The organism is Pontibacter flavimaris (assembly GCF_001907195.1).
GTDB lineage: Bacteria > Bacteroidota > Bacteroidia > Cytophagales > Hymenobacteraceae > Pontibacter > Pontibacter flavimaris.
Genome location: NZ_LVWA01000005.1, coordinates 375,673 through 396,380 on the forward strand (window position 1 = coordinate 375,673; position 20,708 = coordinate 396,380).

At 54.1% G+C, this 20,708-nt stretch carries 12 protein-coding genes; 11 read left to right on the forward strand and 1 reads right to left on the reverse strand.

Annotated features, from left to right (window positions below; all coding sequences use genetic code 11):
• The first annotated feature begins 43 nt into the window (after positions 1-43).
• The 11 genes from A3841_RS09975 (at position 44) to A3841_RS10025 (ending at position 19,414) form a co-directional block, all read left to right on the forward strand.
• The gene (locus tag A3841_RS09975) at positions 44-1,588 is read left to right on the forward strand and encodes a sulfatase (RefSeq protein WP_073852175.1); all 1,545 of its coding nucleotides are present in this window, start codon (positions 44-46) and stop codon (positions 1,586-1,588) included.
• Between the two features lie 89 nt (positions 1,589-1,677).
• Positions 1,678-3,735 carry a glycoside hydrolase family 2 protein gene (locus A3841_RS09980; RefSeq protein ID WP_073852176.1) on the forward strand — a complete coding sequence of 686 codons (2,058 nt, stop codon included), beginning with the start codon at positions 1,678-1,680 and terminating at the stop codon, positions 3,733-3,735.
• A gap of 141 nt (positions 3,736-3,876) precedes the next feature.
• Positions 3,877-5,427 carry an alpha-L-fucosidase gene (locus A3841_RS09985; protein ID WP_073852177.1) on the forward strand — a complete coding sequence of 517 codons (1,551 nt, stop codon included), beginning with the start codon at positions 3,877-3,879 and terminating at the stop codon, positions 5,425-5,427.
• A 377-nt stretch (positions 5,428-5,804) separates the two neighbouring features.
• On the forward strand, positions 5,805-8,108 hold the full coding sequence (locus A3841_RS09990; protein ID WP_073852178.1) for a glycoside hydrolase family 20 protein: 2,304 nt from the start codon (positions 5,805-5,807) through the stop codon (positions 8,106-8,108).
• Between the two features lie 294 nt (positions 8,109-8,402).
• Positions 8,403-9,839 carry a glycoside hydrolase family 125 protein gene (locus A3841_RS09995; RefSeq protein ID WP_073852179.1) on the forward strand — a complete coding sequence of 479 codons (1,437 nt, stop codon included), beginning with the start codon at positions 8,403-8,405 and terminating at the stop codon, positions 9,837-9,839.
• A gap of 228 nt (positions 9,840-10,067) precedes the next feature.
• Complete coding sequence (locus tag A3841_RS10000; RefSeq protein WP_073852180.1) at positions 10,068-11,045, forward strand: isoaspartyl peptidase/L-asparaginase family protein; 978 nt, start codon at positions 10,068-10,070, stop codon at positions 11,043-11,045.
• A complete protein-coding gene (locus tag A3841_RS10005; protein ID WP_073852181.1) occupies positions 11,026-11,778 on the forward strand; it encodes a copper homeostasis protein CutC in 753 nt (250 codons plus the stop codon). Before A3841_RS10000 ends, A3841_RS10005 begins: the two co-directional genes overlap by 20 nt.
• Before the next feature lie 765 nt (positions 11,779-12,543).
• Entirely contained in the window at positions 12,544-14,394 is a 1,851-nt protein-coding gene (locus A3841_RS10010; RefSeq protein ID WP_073852182.1) for an alpha-L-fucosidase, read from the forward strand.
• Positions 14,395-14,615: 221 nt separating this feature from the next.
• A complete protein-coding gene (locus A3841_RS10015; protein ID WP_073852183.1) occupies positions 14,616-16,928 on the forward strand; it encodes a family 20 glycosylhydrolase in 2,313 nt (770 codons plus the stop codon).
• Positions 16,929-17,171: 243 nt separating this feature from the next.
• A complete protein-coding gene (locus tag A3841_RS10020) occupies positions 17,172-18,323 on the forward strand; it encodes a carbohydrate-binding family 9-like protein (RefSeq protein ID WP_073852184.1) in 1,152 nt (383 codons plus the stop codon).
• A complete protein-coding gene (locus tag A3841_RS10025) occupies positions 18,320-19,414 on the forward strand; it encodes a family 10 glycosylhydrolase (protein ID WP_073852185.1) in 1,095 nt (364 codons plus the stop codon). Before A3841_RS10020 ends, A3841_RS10025 begins: the two co-directional genes overlap by 4 nt.
• 564 nt (positions 19,415-19,978) lie before the next feature.
• Here A3841_RS10025 and A3841_RS10030 read toward each other — a convergent pair.
• Positions 19,979-20,662: a 2'-5' RNA ligase family protein gene (locus tag A3841_RS10030; RefSeq protein WP_073852186.1), complete on the reverse strand. Its 684-nt coding sequence runs from the start codon at positions 20,660-20,662 to the stop codon at positions 19,979-19,981.
• Positions 20,663-20,708 lie beyond the last annotated feature (46 nt).

Here is a 20,708-nt window from a genome sequence, read left to right on the forward strand (position 1 = left end):
ACATTTATACTTCAGCCTAAACTTGATTAGGTACTTACACGACATGAAAAACAGGCTAGCCCTACTGATTTTATACTTGCTCTTCGGGTTTATACTTCCGGTGCAGGCGCAGCAGCGGCCTAACATTGTGGTGTTTTTGGTCGATGACATGGGCTGGATGGACACCTCCGTGCCTTTTGCCGACAAAGTATACCCGCTGAATAAGCGCTATCATACGCCTAACATGGAACGCCTGGCTCGGGAAGGGATAAAGTTTACGGACGCCTACGCCACGCCGGTCTGCACCCCTTCGCGGGTAAGTATGATGACGGGGATGAACGCGGCCCACCACGGCGTGACCAACTGGACCATGCCCTTTAAAGATCGTAATTCCGATACACCGGATGAGCAGCTGGACGTTGCCCCCTGGAACAGGAACGGGTTGAGTCCGGTAGCGGGCGTACCACATACAGTACATGCCACGCCACTGCCGCAGCTGCTCAACGAGGCGGGTTACATGACCATCCATGTTGGAAAAGGACACTGGGCTACACCGGGCACGCCGGGCGCCAATCCCTACAACCTGGGCTTTGTGGTGAACGTGGCCGGGCATGTGGCGGGGCGGCCGCTCAGCTACATGGGCGAGCAGAACTATGGCAATATCCAGGGCAAACCCTACGACATCCACGCCGTGCCGGATATGGCCGAGTACTTCGGTTCGGATACGTACCTGACAGAGGCTATCACGCGGGAAGCCCTGAAGACCCTGGAGGCACCGATCCGCAACCAGCAGCCCTTCTTCCTGCACCTGGCGCACTTTGCCCTGCACGATCCTTACGACCCGGACAAGCGCTATTTGCAGAAATACCTAGATGCCGGCCTGAGCCAAACCGATGCCATCTATGCCAGTATGGTGGAGGGCATGGACAAAAGCCTGGGCGACATCATGGAATATCTGGAGAAAAAGGGCGTAGCCGATAATACCATACTTCTCTTTATGAGCGACAACGGCGGCCTGAGCCTGGCCTATGCCGGGCGGGGAGAAGCCCACACCCAGAACCTGCCGCTCAGAGCCGGCAAGGGATCCGTGTACGAAGGCGGCATCCGCGTGCCGATGCTGGTGAAATGGCCGGGTGTGGTGAAGCCTGCCTCGGTTAATCCTACGCCTGTCATCATCGAGGATTTCTTCCCGACCATCCTGGAAATGGCGCAGATTGGGAAGTATAACGTGGTGCAAAAAGTAGACGGTAGGAGTTTTATACCTTTACTGAAATCACCCCATAAAAAGCCAGCAGACCGCGCCTTGATCTGGCACACACCAAACAAATGGACGCAGGAGGACGGACCCGGCATTAACTACAAAAGCGCCATCCGCGAAGGCGACTGGAAGTTGATCTACCACCAGCGCGACGGCAAACTAGAGCTCTATAACCTGAAAACAGACTTAGGAGAGACAACCGATCTGGCCGCCAAACACCCCAAGCGCGTGAAGGCACTGGCTACCAAATTAGGCCAGCAACTGCGGGCGTGGGAGGCACCCATGCCCAGCTTCAAGAGCACAGGCAAACCGGTGCCGATGCCGGATGAAGTGCTGCCAAGTATAAAATGACCCAGCTAATACAAAAGAGGAATCCTGCTACACACAAAAGACAACGATCCCTTAAGACAGCCACCATTAAACAGCTATTTAGAATTAACATGAAGTACCTTTTTACCCTTTTATGCTGCGTAATGCTGAGCTTTACCGCTTTGGCGCAGCGTGACACCATTGCCGTGAACAAGGATTGGACCTTTGCGCCAGATAAGAAAGTGGAAGGCATGAGCGGCAAGTGGTTCGAGAAAGCGTTGCCCGGCGCCCGAACCGTGCAGATCCCCCATACCTGGAATGTGGAGAAAGAGAACGACCGCCACTACGGCTGGGGCTGGTATCAGAAAAAAGTAAACATCCCGGCTAACTGGAAAAACAAGAACGTGGTGCTGCAGTTTGGCGCCATCAACCATACTTCCTACATCTATGTAAACGGTCAGAAAGTGGCCGAGAACATTGGCGACGGCTTTAACAAGTTCTATGTAAACCTGAACGGCAAAGTGAACTATGGCCAGGAAAACACCATCACGGTGGCCGTGAACAACGCTTATAGCGGCAATAAGGTGCCTTTCGGAAGTTCCTTCGACTGGCCGAACGATGGCGGCATCATCCGTCCGGTAGCCCTGATTGTGTCGGGTAAGCCGGCTGCCAGCTACCTGCATGCCGAGCCGAAGCTGAATGTGGCCACGAATGCAGGCGACCTGAAAGTGAAAGTTGGTTTTGCCGAGACTCCTGCGCGTAACATCCGCCTGGCCGTCACCATTACCGAAGAAAACCAGCCTACCAAAAAAGTGGTGCTGAAGCAAACCGCCAAGCCTACCTTCCAGAACGGCGAAGCCATCCTGACCTACAGCCTGCCAAAGGTGAACCCATGGCATTTTGACTTCCCGAACCTGTACCGCATTGACGTAACCGTGCTCGATGGCCGGAAAGCTGTGGACAAGATCAGCGCCGACATCGGTTTCCGTGAAATAAAGTTTGAGAAAGGAAAAACCTACCTGAACGGCGAGCGTGTGAAACTGATGGGCGTGGAGTGGACGGCCGGCTCTCACCCGGACTATGGCCTGGCTGAGCCGGAGTCGGAGATCATCCGCCACGGCAAACTGATGAAGGACGTGAACGCTATCTTCAGCCGCCAGCACTTCCAGCAGAGCGATACCTTCTATGATTTCTGCAACCGCAACGGTATTATCCTGCAGGAGGAAGTGCCGCTTTGGGGACCGGAAACGCCCGCCAACGACACCATCCGTACCATCGCCCACGCGCAATTGGAGCGCATGATCCGCAATCACTACAACCATCCTTCCATTTTTGCCTGGGGTGTGGGCAACGAGCTCAACGGCCGTGAGGCGAACACCAAGAAGATGATCGAAGGCCTGATTGCCAAAGCCCGCGAACTGGACCCTTCCCGTATGGTGGCTTATGTGAGCAATACCATCAAAGACGGTTTCAGCAACGATCCGAAGTTTGTGCCGGACGCCGGCAGCCTGGGCGATTACATCATGATGAACGAGTATGGCGGCAGCTGGTGGCCGATTCCGGTAGGCACCATTCACCATTACCTGGACAGCGTGCACATGTCGTATCCCGACAAGCCGCTGTTCATCTCCGAATTCGGTTTGGTGGAGCCTAACTTCCGTGGAGGCGACCAGCGCCGCATCGAGGATCTGATTTACCACATGGCCGTGTACGAGAGCAAGCCTTACGTGGAAGGAGCCATTTACTTCGACCTGACCGATTACCGCACGCACTACCCGGGCACCTTCGAGAACAACAAATTCAGACGCCGGGTGCACGGCATCTACGACATGTATGGCAAGCCGAAGCCTTCTATGAAAGTGCTGCGCGAAATGTCTTCTCCGATAGAGGTGCAGCAGTTGCAAGGGAAGCCAAACGGAAAGGCAAGTGTGCTGATTTTCGGAAGTATCGGTCTGCCGCAACACACCGTGAAGGGCTACAAACTATACCTGTCCGACAAGCCTGAGAACTACGCTTCCGGCAAAGCTTACGAGCTGCCGGAAATCAAGCCTGGTCAGCAGATCAGCTTTGAGATTGACGACGAGTTCAAGGGCCAGGGCATCATTACCATCGTGCGCCCGACCGGCTATGTAGTGAGCCAGAAATCGTTTTATATGGATGGCGCTGAACTGCAGCCAAAAGATTACTAAGACTGGGAATTATACTTCCTGCTAAAAAGCATGCGGCAGGTGCGGGCTTAACCTATACTTGCTGCATGCCTTTTATACTTTTTTAAGCCTGTTAGGGCAGCCTATTAATTACCTCAGAAGCACAAGGAAACGACCTATACCATGAAGAATCTGACCAGAAGCATCCTCTTTTCGCTCCTAGCCTTACCGGTGGCAGGGATTGCCCAGGAGGCCAGCGAAAAAGCCAATTACTTTATCATCCAGCCCGGCGACACGGAGGCTGAGATTATCCGAAAAGCGGCCAATGTCGTGCCAACACCCCGCCAGTTGCGCTGGCAGCAACTGGAGCTGACCGCCTTCTTCCATGTGGGCGTCAATACGTTTACCAACCGCGAGTGGGGCACCGGCAAAGAGGATCCGAAGATCTTTGATCCTTCACAGTTAGACGCCCGCCAGTGGGTGCGTGTGGCCAAAGAGGCTGGCATCAAGCAGGTGATCCTGACGGCCAAGCACCACGATGGCTTCTGCCTCTGGCCAACGGCTACCACGGAGCACTCGGTCAAGAACAGCCCCTGGAAAAACGGACAAGGCGATCTGATGAAAGACGTGGCGGAGGCCTGTAAAGAGTATGGCATTGGCTTTGGCGTTTACCTTTCGCCCTGGGATATGAACTCGCCGGTATATGGTACCGACGCCTATAATGACCTGTTTGTGGAGCAACTGACGGAGCTTCTGACCAACTACGGACAGATAGACGAGGTATGGTTTGACGGGGCCAACGGCGAAGGACCGAACGGCAAGAAACAGGTATACGATTTTGATCGCTGGTACCAGCACATCCGCAAGCTGCAACCTACGGCTACCATTGCCATCATGGGGCCGGACGTGCGCTGGGTGGGTACGGAAACCGGTTACGGCCGCGTGACCGAGTGGAGTGTCGTGCCGGCCGATAACCTGGACCAGAACGCTACAGCAGCCAACTCGCAGCAGGCCGTTGCCTTTAAGCCGACCGGCGATATGCGCGGAGAGGTGCTGGGCGGACGCGAGCAAATCCGCAACGCCAAAGGACTGGTGTGGTATCCGGCCGAAACAGACGTATCTATCCGACCGGGCTGGTTCTACCACCCTGCCGAGGACGATAAGGTGAAATCACCGGAGAAGCTGCTGGATATTTACTACAGCTCCGTAGGCCGCAACGGCGTGCTGCTGCTTAACATTCCGCCTGATACGAGAGGACTTATACATGAGAGCGATGTGAAAGCGTTACAAGGATGGAAGAAGCTTGTTGACGACACCTTTACCCGGAACCTGGCCGATGGCGCCAAAGTGAAAGTATCGGGCAAGAACAAAAAAGCCATGCTCGATGGCAAGTATGAGACGCACTTCACCACCAAATCCGAAAAAGATACGACGGCCGTGGTGGAGCTGAAACTGAAAGGCGAGCAGACCTTTGACGTGCTGATGCTGCAGGAAAATATCAGTGTAGGGCAGCGCGTTGAGAAGTTTGTGTTTGAGTACTGGAAAGACGGCCAGTGGCAGAAAGCTACCGAAGGCACGACCATCGGCTACAAGCGCCTGCTGCGTTTTGAGCCGGTAACGGCCAGCAAGGTACGGCTGCGCATCGAGTCGTCGAGGCTGAACCCGACTATCTCGGAAATCGGGCTGTACAAGAATGCGCTGGAAGGCGCGGCCTTTTCATCAAATGAGCATTAGTAAAGTATAAAGTATAAAAGTATAGAAACTACTGGCGCAGGTCTTCGGACTTTAAAAAGTTCTCTGGCTTATAGCGTTAAGATCCATGCCGCAAGTTTAGCGACAGCGTAACTTGTGGTTGTACATGAGGCCAGTTTGTAACTGGCGCAAGTATAGCTTATTGTTCACGCCAGTTACAAACTGGCTGCCATGGCATACCACCAGTTACCGCTGCGCTCAAACTGGCGGTATGGGTGGAGTGAAATCTCCGACTTCACTGAGGCCAGCGGCATCAGGTAAATGGTACGGAAGGCAAAGGTATCTATCGGTTCTATACTTGTTTTTTTTATCTATCAATACACAAACCCAAAGCCCTCACAAGGCAAAAGACTACTATTATGACTAAGAAGATCACCCTTCTTTTAACCCTTTTCTTTCCTTTTCTGGTGCTGGCCCAGCAGCCGGTTAGCATTATTCCGCAGCCGGTAAGCTTGCAGCGCAACGAAGGCCACTTTGTCATCGACGGCCATACGTCCATCCACCTGGGAAACGGGAAAAAAGAGCTCAAGCCTGCCGCTGAGTTTCTGGCGGCGCGGATTAAGGAAATCTCCGGTTACGACCTGCCGGTCAAAAACCGGAAAGGCAAAGCCATCAAGCTCTCTCTGGAAAGTATAAACAGCCTTGGCGCGGAAGGATACCAGCTGCAGGTAACGCCTTCCGAGATAAGTATAAAAGCCAACTCCAAGGCCGGTATCGTGTACGGTATCCAGTCAGTGCTGCAAACACTGCCGGCCGTGCGCACCAACGCGGCGCTGCAGGTGCCGGCCATGACCATCACCGACTACCCGCGCTTTACCTGGCGCGGTATGCACCTGGATGTGAGCCGTCATTTCTTCTCGCCGGATGCCGTGAAGCAGTACATCGACCTGATGGCCACTTACAAGCTCAACAGGTTCCACTGGCATTTGATAGATGATCCGGGCTGGCGCATTGAGATTAAGAAGTATCCGAAGCTGACGGATGTGGCCGCCTGGCGCGTGGACCATACCGATAAGCCCTGGGATGCCAGGCCGCAGGCCAAACCGGGCGAGGAACCCACCTATGGCGGTTATTATACCCAGGAGCAGATCAAAGACATCGTAGCCTATGCTGCCCAGCGTAACGTGACGATCGTGCCGGAAATCGAAATGCCGGGGCATGTGGCTTCGGCCATCGCCGCTTACCCGCACCTGAGCTGCAGCGGTAAAGCCCAGTTGCCACTTACGGGTGGCGACTATACCAATATGTCATCCAACTACTGCCCTGGTAACGAGGAGGTATTCACCTTTCTGGAGGATGTGCTCGATGAGGTGGTGGCGCTGTTTCCAGGGCAGTACGTGCACATTGGCGGCGATGAAGTAGATAAATCAGGCTGGGAAAAGTGCCCCAAGTGCCAGAAACGCATGGCCGATGAAGGGCTGAAAAACGTGGAGGAACTGCAGAGCTATTTCATCAAGCGCATAGAGAATTACCTGCAAACCAAGAACCGCCGCATCATAGGCTGGGACGAGATCCTGGAAGGCGGACTGGCTCCACAGGCAACGGTAATGAGCTGGCGCGGCGAGAGTGGCGGCATCGAGGCAGCTAAAATGGGCCACGATGTGATCATGACGCCCGGCTCCCCGGTATACTTCGACCATTACCAGGCAGGTCCGGAAGGAGAGCCATTGGCCATTGGTGGCTTTAACACGCTCAAGAAAGTATACGACTACGAGCCCATCCCGAAAGAACTGACAGCCGAAGAAGCAAAGCACGTGCTGGGCGCCCAGGCCAACGTTTGGGCCGAGTATATCACCACTGCCTCGCAGGTGGAATACATGGTGCTGCCCCGCATGCTGGCGCTGGCCGAGGTGGTGTGGTCGCCGAAAGAAAGCCGCGACTGGGCAAGCTTTAACCAGCGCCTGCAGCCCCAGTTCAAGGCTTTCGATCAGAAAGCGTTGAACTACTCCAAAGGCAACTTTACTGTGGACATCAAACCCAGCTCAGAAGGAGGCAAGCTGCTGGTGACGCTCTTTACCGAGGCGATGAACGGGGAAGTATACTATACCCTGGATGGCTCGGAACCTACGGCGCAAAGTATAAAGTATGAGCAGCCCATCCGGATCGACTCCTCTGTGGTGCTGAAAGCGGTAACGGTGGTGAACGGCAAGGTGATGGGCCTGAAGCCGGCGGAGCAATCGTTTAGCATGCACCAGGCCGTGGGCCGTGAGGTGAAGTATGATAACCCGGTGAGCAAGCACTACATGGCCGACGGCCCCAACTCGCTGACCGACGGCGTGCGCGGACGGCACGCTGTGGGCAAATACTGGCACGGCTTCAGCGGCAGGGATATGATAGCCACCATTGATTTAGGCGAGGCGAAGTCGATCTCCAACATTACCCTGGGCTGCCTGCAGCACTACCGCGACTGGATCATGATGCCGACGGCTGTGAAGTTCGAGGTATCCACTGATGGCAAGAATTTTAAGGAGGTAAAAACGGTGAAGAACCCGATTTCACTCAACGCACAGGAGGCCACTATGCATGATTTCAAGGCTGCGTTTCCGGAGCAAAAGGCAAAGTACGTGCGCGTTACTGCCTACCATCTGACCTCGCTGCCGGAAGGCCACAACGGCGTCGGAAAACCCGCTTGGTTATTTGCAGATGAGATTGTGGTAAGGTAGTTAAGTAGCTGCCGCGAGCTTTCAGCTCGTGGCTTTGCATAAGGCCAGCTTTCAGCTGGCGTAAGTATAAGTATAAGTATAAGTATAAGTATGGCTCAGGCAGGCTGGAAACCTGCCTGAAAGGTAACGATTAGCTGAAAGCACATGGCAGAAACGAAGATCAAGATGGCTGGTGTTTCCCCGGATATGTCATACTTATCGTGACGCTGGGCTATACTTTTCGTCCTTATTGCCTATATTTAAGAGCAGAAAATTTACAGATCATACCCTGATCCAAAGAAGATACAAACACACATGCCTACAAGAAGAGATTTTGTTAAAACCGGTGCCCTCGCGACAGCCGGTATCGCCGCCACAGGCTTTTCGTTTATGTCGTTTGCACAGAAGGATAAATTTACGAGTCAGCGTCCTGAAGCGTCCAAACGCCACTTCACCAGCAAAGCGGTAGAAAAAACCATCAAGGATGTAAAAAAGAGCATTGCCGACAAAGAGTTGGCCTGGATGTTCGAAAACTGCCTCCCGAGCACCCTTGACACCACCGTGACCTACCAGGAGAAAAACGGCCGCCCGGATACCTACGTGATTACCGGCGATATTGACGCCATGTGGCTGCGCGACAGCTCGGCGCAAGTATGGCCCTACCTGGCCCTGATGGACAAGGACAAGCCGCTGCAAAAACTCATTGCCGGCGTGATTAACCGCCAGACCAGCTACATCATCACCGACCCCTACGCCAACGCCTTTTACGACGACCCGACCAAAGTAGGAGAGTGGGCCAAAGACCTGACCAAGATGCAGCCCGGCATCCACGAGCGCAAGTGGGAAATCGACTCGCTGTGCTACCCCATCCGCTTGGGTTACCACTACTGGAAAGCCTCCGGCGATACGAACCCGTTTGATGCGGAGTGGGAAAAGGCTATGCGCCTGGTGGTGAAAACCTTTAAAGAGCAGCAGCGCAAAGAGGACAAAGGTCCTTACAAATTCCAGCGCGTAACGGGTTGGCAAACCGACACGGTGGCAGGTTCCGGCTACGGTAACCCGATCAAACCGGTAGGGCTGATCTGCTCTACTTTCCGCCCATCCGACGACGCCACGATTTACCTGTTCCTGGTGCCGTCGAACTTCTTTGCCGTTACCTCGCTGCGCCAACTGGCCGAGATGAGCGAGAAGATCAAGAAAGACAAAACCTTTGCTGCCGAGTGCACCGCTCTGGCCGATGAGGTGGAGAAAGCGCTAAAGGAATACGCGGTGGCCGAGCACCTAAACTACGGCAAAGTGCACCCGTTTGAGGTAGACGGCTTCGGCAACAAACTGTTTATGGACGATGCCAACGTGCCAAGCCTGCTGGCCCTGCCCTACCTGGGCTGCTGCCCTGTGGATGACCCGATCTACCAGAACACCCGCAAGTTTATACTTGGTCAGGACAACCCCTGGTACTTCAAAGGCAAAGCCGGGCACGGCATCGGCGGGCCGCACACCGGAGTGGATATGATCTGGCCAATGAGCATCATCATGCGGGCCCTGACAAGTAAATCGGATGACGAGATAAAAGAATGCCTGCACCAGCTCAAGAACACACACGGCGGCACCGGCTTCATGCACGAGTCTTTCCACAAGGACGATCCGACGAACTTCACCAGAAAGTGGTTTGCCTGGGTAAACACGCTGTTCGGAGAACTAATCCTGAAAGTACACGCCGAGCGTCCGCACCTGTTAAAAGCGCAAGTATAAAGTATAAACTGTCGGCTCCGGAAGTATAATCCTATGAGGATGATGGGGAAATAAGTTGAACATCCATTGTCATTCTGGAAGAAACTTGGTGGAAGGGAGATTAGACCTTCGCTATCTGCCACCAAGTTTCTTCCAGAATGACAAAGAGGGTAAAACTCAACTTCTCTTAGAGGGATAGTTACAACTGGTATTGAACTGCAGCCTTAACCTACATCAACAACCTATAACATGAGCACCAGACGTAAATTCATAAAATTATCTGCCCTCGGCGCGACGATGTTGGGCGGCGGGTTTCAGTACGCCAGCGCCTTTGCCGGCTCGCTGGGAGCGGCAAAAAGGAACAGGCCTGTCGTGATTTCTACCTGGAACCACGGCATACCGGCCAACGCGGCGGCCTGGGAAATCCTGAATAAAAAAGGCACGGCGCTGGATGCTGTGGAGGCGGGCGTACGCGTACCCGAAGCCGATCCGGAAGTACGCACCGTAGGCTACGGCGGCTACCCCGACCGGGAGGGCCATGTTACCTTGGATGCCTGCATCATGGATAAAGACAGCAACTGCGGCGCAGTGGCGTTTCTGGAGCACATCAAGCACCCGATTTCGGTGGCCCGCAAGGTGATGGAAGACACGCCGCACGTAATGCTGGTAGGAGAGGGAGCCCTGCAGTTTGCCCTGGAGAAAGGCTTTAAGAAGGAAAATCTCCTGACGCCGCAATCTGAAAAAGACTGGAAGAACTGGCTGAAAGAATCCAAGTATAAGCCGGTGATCAACATCGAAAACCACGACACCATCGGCTTGCTGGCCCTGGACGCCAACGGTGACCTGGCCGGGGCCTGTACCACGAGCGGCGCTGCCTATAAAATGCACGGCCGCGTGGGCGACTCCCCCATCATCGGGGCTGGCTTATTTGTGGATAACGAAGTGGGAGCTGCTACGGCTACTGGCCTGGGCGAGGCTGTGATCCGCATGGTAGGCAGCCACCTGGTAGTGGAGCTCATGCGCCAGGGCAACTCGCCGGAGGAGGCCTGTCGCCTGGCTGTGGAGCGCATCATTGCCAAGCACAAAGACGTGAAAGACCTGCAGGTAGGCTTTATTGCGCTCAACAAGAACGGCGAGTATGGTGGGTACTGCATCCAAAAAGGCTTTAACTACGCCGTGCAGGATAAATCTGGAGTGAAGCTGATCGATGGAAAGAGCAAGTTCTAAACCGCTGCTGGAGATCTGCATCGAGTCGGTGGCTTCGGCCATCGCCGCTGAGCAGGGAGGGGCGCAGCGCGTGGAGCTGTGCGACTACCTGACCGGTGGCGGCACCACGCCCAGCGCGGGGATGATCGAGGTGGTGCGCCAAAGTATAAGCATCGGCCTGCACGTGCTCATCCGCCCGCGCCGTGGCGACTTTTTGTACTCCCCAGCCGAGTTTGAGGTGATGAAACGCGATATCCAGCTCTGCCGCCAGTTAGGGGTAGACGGCGTGGTGATTGGGGCTTTGACGAAAGACGGAAATATAGATGTGGCGGGCACGCAAGCTTTGATTGAAGCAGCGGGAAGTATGAGCATCACGTTCCACCGTGCCTTCGACCGGGCAGCCGATCCTTACAAGGCGCTGGATGATTTGCTGCAACTGAACGTACACCGCCTGCTTACTTCCGGCCAGCAGGAAACTGCGCTGCAAGGCGCCGACCTGATCCGGGAGCTGCGCAAGCGCTCTGAAGGCAAGCTCATCATCCTGCCGGGCGGCGGCGTAACACCAGCCAACGTGCAGGAACTGGTCTCCAAAACTGGTGTGCATGAAGTGCATGCCTCCGTGCGGAAATCAGTGGAAAGCGACATGGTATACCGCAAAGACCAACCAGCTATGTCCAGCAACCGGGTACTCTCTGAGTTTGAGCAACTGGTGGCCGATGTGGAGCAGGTGAGGGCATTAGGTGCTGGTTGGTAGTTAGTAGTTGTCCGGTGCGGCCGCTGTCAGAACTGTCATCACGGCAAGAGGAGAGGGAGCTTTGCAGTTCCGGGTCCAACCACCTCTGCCCCTCCTTAGCCAAGGAGGGGAGCCTGTGATTACTTAGGCTGAAGTATAAACTCCATAGCTGCTGTTCGCTCGTGGACAAGTATAAATCTGCTGACGATTACACCCCTGTGGTCCCCTCAAGGGGACAGTTTATACTTGTTGCATAGTAAGAGCAGCAGCTATTGAAATGATATCCAGTTTTTCTGGGAGGCGCCGGGGCTAGGGGCCCTCTTATGCGAGTTTTTCCGGTGCCCGGAGGGCATTGCGACGTCAGGAGCAAAGGAAAAGCTCCCAGCGACGAGCGGGAAAACGAGGCCTCCCGGCCTTGAGGGAGCCAAAGTTTACTATGGAACTTTAGGTATGTAAGTCTACAGGATCAGCAGCAGCTAGCAAGGATAGCTTGGTTCAAGTGGAAGGAAGCAGGGGCTAAAGTATAAAGGCACAAGCGGACGCGCCAGCAAATAAAGTATAGTCAAAGTATAAAGTATGGCTTTTGCGGACAAGGAAGTCCGCAGCAGCATTAGTTCCGGACAAGGATGTCCGGAACAGCGGAATAGTCGAAGAAAAAAGTATAGCCAAAGTATAAAGCATGGCTTTTCAAGCCAGTCGAGTTGCAAACTCGACGCCATAACAGGACACAAGTCTGAAGACTTGCGCCAGAATGGTGTCTTTAGCTCAAGTAAATACCAAAGTATAATGATAAACAAGTACAAACTCTTACTCCTCTGTTTCCTGCTCCTAAGCGGCAACTTAGCCTCGGCACAGGCCAGAAAAGCTGCCCCGCAGGACAACACTAAAATGCAGTGGTTCGGCGATGCCAAACTCGGTATCTTCATCCACTGGGGGATTTACGGCGTGAACGGCATCCCGGAATCGTGGTCTTTTTTTAACAACTACATCAGCCACGAAGACTATATGAAGCAGCTTGACGGCTTCACGGCAGACAAGTATAAACCGGAGGAATGGGCCAAACTTATTAAGGAGTCCGGGGCGCGCTATTCGGTTATTACCACCAAGCACCACGACGGCGTGGCGCTGTGGGACAGCAAAATGGGTGGCATCAACACCAAAAAGCATACGCCGGCCAAGCGAGATGTGCTCACGCCTTTTGTAGACGCGCTGCGCAAAGAAAACCTGAAGGTAGGTTTTTACTACTCGCTGCCTGACTGGAGCTATGCCGACTATGATGTGTTCACGCGTGCCAAAAAACGCTACTCGATAACCGAGGAGCCACGCCGCTGGAAGAAGTTTCTGGGCTTCTATCAGGGGCAACTTCGTGAGCTTTCCAAAAACTATAACCCTGACCTTTACTGGTTCGACGGTGACTGGGAACACAGCGCTGAGGAGTGGGAGTCGGAGAAAGTGCGCCAGATGCTGGTAGGCCACAATAAAAATGTGATTATCAACTCACGCCTGAACCATTACGGCGATTACGCCACACCGGAGCAAGGCGTGCCAGTGGTAAAGCCACAGGCCCCCTATTGGGAACTCTGCCTGACCATGAACGACTCCTGGGGCTACTCGCCGCACGACCATCATTACAAGAGCCCGAACCAGGTCATCCGTACCTTCGCCGACTGCATCAGCAACGGCGGCAACTTGCTGCTCGACATCGGACCAAAGCCGGACGGCACCATTCCTCAGGAGCAGGTGGCCATACTGAAAGAACTGGGCCGCTGGACGAACAAGCACGAGGAAGCCATCTTTGGAACAGTGGCCGGCATACCGCAGGCACACTTCCACGGGTACTCGACACTGGCCAAAGACGGCAAAACATTATACTTGTTTGTGGAGAACCAGGGAGCTGAGTCGGTGCGCGTGCAGGGGCTGGCTACGCCTGTTAAAAGTATAAAAGTGGTAGGTAGCAACACTGCAGCCAAGTATGAAAAGCAGGGGAACACCACCTTCATCAAGGTGCCTGCTAACGCCTACGATGAGCAACTGACCGTGCTGGCTTTGTCGTTTGACGAGCCGCTGAAACTGGCTTCTCCGGCACCAGCCAAAATAGAATTGGCACAGCTGCAGAAGACTGGCAAACTGGACGCGACGCAGCGCAACCGCACCATCCGCCAAATGGCTGATAACCTGCAGGCCGGAAACAACCCGTTCCAGAACACCGCCCTGCAGCCTGACGGCACAGATGTGAAGCAACTGAAGCTGGCTGACCCGGGCGTAGAGCGCTGGGTGAAAAAGCATGCCGAGACCATGTGTAAAGCCAATCCGGGTCTTCTGGAGGGGCATTACGAAGGAAACACGTCGCTTTCAGAAGACAAGCAAACGCTGTACTTGTTCGTAGAAGGCAAGCCTACCGGACCTATCGCCATCAAGGGGCTCAAGAACAAGCTGCACCGCATTCGTGTGGTCGGCAACGGCACTTTACTGGGACACGAGATATTCAACAAGCAGTACTGGAGCGAAATCCCCGGTATCGCCTATATCGACGTGCCTCACGACCTGCTGGACGAGGATCTGACCGTCATCGCTATTTTGCTCGATGGGCCGGTGTCGTTGTACCGTGAGGAAATCAAGCCGATCGAGAGTAATTAGCAACCCCTTTAGGTTACATGCTTCAAGTCTCTGACTTGGAGCTTTGTTTAGCGCCAGTTTGTAACTGGCACTAAACAAAAGATGCCAATCTGCCAGTTGCAAACTGGCCTCATTTGTACTCCAAGTTGAAAACTTGAAGTATGAGAGTTTGAGAAGTCGATTAGCTATTATGTTGGGATATGAACTATGCCGGCAGACTTTATTTTTTATACATACAAATTATGTTCAAACACTACCTTTACGCCCTACTTTCCACAGTTTTATTACTTGGGATACAGACGTTGTCGATGGGACAAACCCTCGACCCGAAGTACCCCCTGATTCCCTACCCGAGCTCGCTGACGCCGCAGGAGGGAAGCTTTACCATCACCTCCAAAACCAAGCTGGTGCTGCCCAAGGAAAGCATCTTTAAGAACGAAGCGGAGCAGCTGCAGTACCTGCTTTCCGGCAGCCTGGGCAAAGAGCTAAAAAAGAGGAAGAAAGCAGCCGATAATTCCATTGTTTTCCAATACGACCAAAGTATAAATGCCCCGGAAGGCTATCGCCTGAGCATCACGCCGAAGCAGGTGGTGCTTTCGGCAAAGGAGCCGGCCGGTATGTTCCGCGCGGTGCAGACACTGCGGCAGCTGCTGCCTGCAAGTATAGAGCAGCAGGCAACGCAGGCGCAGCTTATACTTCCGGCCCTGCAGATTCAGGATGAGCCGGCTTATGGCTGGCGCGGTATGCACCTGGACGTGAGCCGCCACTTCTTCACCACCGATTACCTCAGGAAGTTCATCGACCTGATGGCGCTCTACAAGTTCAACAAGCTGCACCTGCACCTGACCGACGACCAGGGCTGGCGCATCGAGATCAAAAAATACCCGAAACTGACCGAGGAAGGCGCCTGGCGTACCTTCAACAACCACGACCGCGATGTGATCGCCCGCTCTGAAGAGAACCCGGACTTCGCGCTGGACGAGCGCCACATCGTGCAGAAAAACGGCCAGACGATGTATGGCGGCTTCTATACGCAGGAGGAGATGAAGGACATCATCGCTTACGCTGCTGCCCGCCACATCGAGATCATCCCGGAAATCGACATGCCCGGCCACATGAAGGCCGCCATCGACGCTTACCCGTTCCTGACCTGCGGCGAAGCAGGCTGGGGCGAGACCTTCTCCGTGCCCATTTGCCCGTGCAAAGAAAGCACCTATGAGTTTGCCGAAAACGTGTTCAACGAGATCATCGAACTGTTCCCGAGCCAGTACATTCACCTGGGGGCCGACGAAGTGGAGAAAACCACCTGGGCTAACTCTGCCGGTTGCCAGGAACTGATGAAGCGCGAGGGCCTGAAAAATGTGGAGGAGTTGCAAAGCTACTTCATCCAACGCATGCAAAAGTACTTCCACTCCAAAGGCAAGACGTTGATTGGCTGGGATGAAATGCTGGAAGGTGGCATTAACTCAGACGCAGTGGTGATGTTCTGGCGCACCTGGGCCCCTGATGCCCCGCTGCACGCTGCCCGAAACGGCAACAAGGTGATCATGACGCCGAACAGCCCGCTATACTTTGACGCGCTGCCGGATAAGAAATCGGTCTACAACGTGTACCATTTCAACGTGGTGCCGAAGGGGCTGAACGCCGAAGAGGCCAAGGCTATACTTGGGGCGCAGGCCAACATCTGGACCGAGTATATTCCTTCCGAAAACCGGGCCGAATACATGTACATGCCGCGCATGACGGCGCTGGCCGAAGTGGTATGGTCTGACAAGCGCGATTACGACTCCTACCTGAAACGCCTGCAAGCGCACTACAAACGCCTCGACGCGCTGGACGTAAATTACCGCCTGCCCGACCTGGAAGGCTTTATGGACGTGAACGTGTTCACCGACAAGGCCACGCTGGACATTCCAAAACCACTCGACAACCTGATCATCCGCTACACCACCGACGGCAGCCAGCCCACTACCTCCTCCAAGGTATTGGACAAGCCGCTTACTATCACTGAAACCACCACCTTCAAGATAGCTGCCTTTACGCCAGAGGGCTTAAAAGGCGATACCTACACCACCACGTATGAGAAGCAGGCGCATGCCAAGGCAATAGCAGCTAAAAGTACAAAGCCAGGCCTTCAGGCGACCTACTACAAGGCGTCCTTCAAAAACACAGGGGGGATGGCCAAGGCCACGCCAACAGGTGTGGCAGAGGTAGCGCAGCTGCAGGTTCCACGTGAGGCACAGGCGCCAAGCTTTGGCGTGCAGTTCAGGAGCTACCTGGAGGTGCCGGAAACAGGTATCTATACTTTCTTCTTCACCTGCGACGACGGCGGCGTGCTGCGCATTGCCGACCGCCTGGTAGTAGACAACGACGGCCTGCACCCGCCGCAGGAGAAAATCGGTCAGGTAGCTTTGGAGAAAGGCCTGCAGCCATTTGCGCTGGACTTTATTGAAGGGGGCGGCGGCTATACGTTGAAGCTCCTCTACAGCAAAGACGGAGGAGAGCCGCAGCCAATTCCGGCCAGCTGGTTTAAGTATACGCCGGCTGTGCAGTAGTTTAAAAGCGCCTGCTATCGCCCTTCTGCTCTTTCGGATTTGCAATCCGAAAGTATAATAGCTGCGGATTTGTAATCCGCAAGAGCAAAGGCTATAGCTACTGGCTGGCAGGCGGATTGCAAATCCGCAGTTAGTAGGGTTCCGGATTACAAATCCGGAACAGCAAACTACAAAGTATAAATTCTGCTTTAGCGTCTCTCCTCGGCTTTTTATAGTCAGGGGAGACGCTTTTATACCTTACATATGATTAAGCATTACCTCACCCTGTGCCTGGTACTTTTTGCCCTACTGGCCGCACAGGCAGAAGATAACCCTACCACTAAAGCGAAGCGAAAGGCTAAAACGGCCTCTCCGTTTGCTGGGCTGGAGCACCTGTTCACAGAACCTAAGCATTACGTTACCCACTTCACACAGCAAGCCCCAAGTATAGATGGGCACCTCAATGACGAGGTATGGCAGCAGGCCACCTGGACGGACCTGTTCACCGATATTGAGGGCGACTTAAAGCCGGCGCCAACCTACCCGACGCGCGTGAAAATGGCTTGGGACAACGATCATCTATACATTGCCGCCGAGATGAAAGAGCCGCACGTGTGGGCCAACCTGACAAAGCACGACGAGGTGGTGTTTTATGACAATGACTTTGAAGTCTTTATCGACCCGGACAACGATACGCACCAGTATTTTGAGGTGGAGGTAAACGCGCTGAACACAATTTTCGACCTGTTCCTCTCCAAGCCTTACCGCAACAACAACGGCGCCCTTATCGGCTGGGATTTGCATGGGCTGAAGTCGGCGGTGCAGGTGCAGGGTACCCTCAATGACCCGACCGATACCGACGAGGGCTGGACGGTGGAAATGGCGATTCCTTTCCGTTCCGTAACGGTGGGGAATATTACCCGTGTTCCGACCGATGGCTCGCTGTGGCGCATCAACTTCTCTCGGGTACAGTGGGATGTGGACGTGGTAGACGGCCAATATGTAAAGCGCAAAGGCGACGATGGCAAGCCACTGCCGGAGTATAACTGGGTATGGTCGCCGCAAGGAGTGATTAACATGCACCTGCCGGAGCGGTGGGGCTATCTATACTTCAGCCAGCAGCCTGCGGGTGAGCAAAGTATAAATTTTGCCATGCCGTACGCCGAGATGCAAAAACAGTACCTGTGGCTGGTGTATTACCGCCAAAAGGAGTATTTTGGAAAGCACGGACGCTACAGTAAATCCTTAAAAGAGCTGGGCCTGAAAAACGGCAAGGTGGAAGTGGAGGGGAAAGCAAACCAGCTGAAACTGGAGGCGGGCACGCTGCAGTTCATGGCCGCCATACAGGGGCCTGATGGCAAGGTATGGAGCATCAACGAAAACGGATTGGTACACACGATAAAAGGCTTACAATGAAAACAAGAAGATCCTTCTTAAAAGCGGGGGCGCTGGCCGGTCTGGCGGCAAGTATACCCGCGCCCGCTCTTGCTGAACTTGCCGCAGCGCCAGCAGCTAAAAGCAAACAGCTCAGGCACTGGGTATGGGTGAGGCCCAACAAAGCCGATAAAGAGGCTGATTTGCAGCGCCAGTATAAGCGCTTCTACCAGGCGGGTATCCGGGGGATCTTCTTTGAGGCGGACAGCGAAAAGCATTTCCGCGCAGCCAAAGCCAACAAGTTGGAGGCCCACCGCTGGATGTGGACCATGAACCGGGGCGAGAAGGAGTTGCTGCAGAAGCACCCGGAGTGGTATGCCCAAAACCGCAAGGGCGAGTCGTGCGCCGACAAGCCGCCGTACGTGGGATACTACCGCTGGCTGTGCCCTTCGCGCGAGGAGGTGAAACAATACCTGGCCGAGGACGTGCGCAACATCCTCAGCAAAGACTACGTTGACGGCATCCACCTCGACTACGTGCGCTTCTGCGACGTGATCCTGCCGGTAAACCTGTGGGAGAACTACAACATAGAGCAGACCAAAGAGCTGCCGGAGTATGATTACTGCTACTGTGAGGTGTGCCGCAGCAAGTTCAAAGCCTGGCGCGGCAAGGCTATTGAGGAACTGGAGTACCCGGAAGCCAGCCTGTCGTGGCGCCTCTACCGTTACAACGCCGTCAATACCATCGTCAACCACCTGGCCGAAGTGGCTAAGGAGAAGAAGAAGCCTATCACGGCTGCCGTATTCCCGACCCCGGAAGTGGCACGCCGTATCGTGCGCCAGGACTGGACCAACTGGAACCTGAACGCGGTGTACCCGATGATCTATCACGGCTTTTATAAAGAGGATATTCGCTGGATCGGTGATGCTGTGACGGAAGGCGTGCACTTTTTGAACGGGAAATTCCCGCTCTACGCCGGCTTATACTTGCCGGACTTTAAAAGCAACGAAGAGCTGCAGCAAGGTATCGAAATTGCGCTGGCCAATGGCGCCAAAGGTGTTTCTATCTTCGGCGATGTAAACGAGCAGGTGTTGCAGGCACTCGAACGCGCTTCAGCTTCTGTGAAGTTATAGGAAAGTATAACAGCGAGCTGCAGTACCGGGTCCAACCACCCCTAGCCCCTCCTTGTCCAAGGAGGGGAACTTTGTTATTGCTCCTGCTAAAGTATAAGTTTCGTAGCAAAAGCTGTAGGCGATTACATCCCCAACCCCCTTCAAAGGGGGACTTGGTTCACGTGGCATAGCGGTGGCTATCGAACTTGTACCCAGTTTTTCTGGGAGGCGCCTATGCGAGTTTTTCTGGTGCCGAACGTGAGTGAGGCATTGCGACGTAGGAGCAAAGGAAAAGCTCCCAGCGCCGAGCAGAAAAACGAGCCCTCTCGGGCTTGAGAGCACCAAAGTATGATGTGAAACTATAGGTTTGTAAGTCTGGAGGATCAGCAGTAGCTAGCAAGTTTAGCTTAGATCAAGTTGCGGGAAGCAGCGGCTCCGGAAGTATAAGTCAGCAAGTATAAGTATGGCTTTCCAAGCCAGTCGGGTTACAAACCCAACACCATCGTAGGCACGAGTTGCAAACTCGCGCCAGCTGGAGGTAGCTAATTAAGGCACAAGCGGACGCTTGCGCCAGAAGAGCAACTACTAACCCAACCTAAACTTCCCCAACACCTGTACCTTCTCCGCCCGCTGGTACCAGTCATTATACACCAGCTCCAGCTCCTCCACCTCAAAAGTCCCGAAATCATACTTTCTATACTTATCCAGTAACCTTAAAAGCTTCTCCGGCTGCTGAACCGGTGCCCTGAAACGAAGTACTGTGGCGTGGGCGGTTTTCAACGTATAGCGCTTGTCCAAAGACTGAAGCAGCGAGGTGGCGCTAAAAGCCGATCGTATACTTTCCCGAAGCTTCTGCAGGCTGTTGTCCAGTGGAAAGCCCTGTACCATGACAGCTTCCGGAGAGGCGGTAATGGCGGTGAAATCAACTTTAAAGCGTTTGGCATGGCGGGTTATACTTTCCAGCAGCTGTACGTAATCCGCTGCATTTATCGAACTTAACGTAAAACCGGACGTGCAGGAAATAATGGACAGCACGGTGATGTGCAGGTCTGTGTCAGGATAGAAATACTGCTCCGGCGCCACCTGTTGCAGCTCGCCTAAAAAGGTACGTATACGTTCTCTCACCTCGCTAGAAGGACGTGTCAGCAGTGTTAAACCAAGTCTATCGTCAGTAGGGGCATCAATCCTGGGGTCAAGGTCAAAAATACCGGCCTCAAAGCCTGCCCGTGATTTCTCCCAAAGCTTGTTATAGTGCGTCTGCAGGTCCATTTTATACTTTAAAGGATGGCTATCGTCTTACCCAAAGTATAAAGCT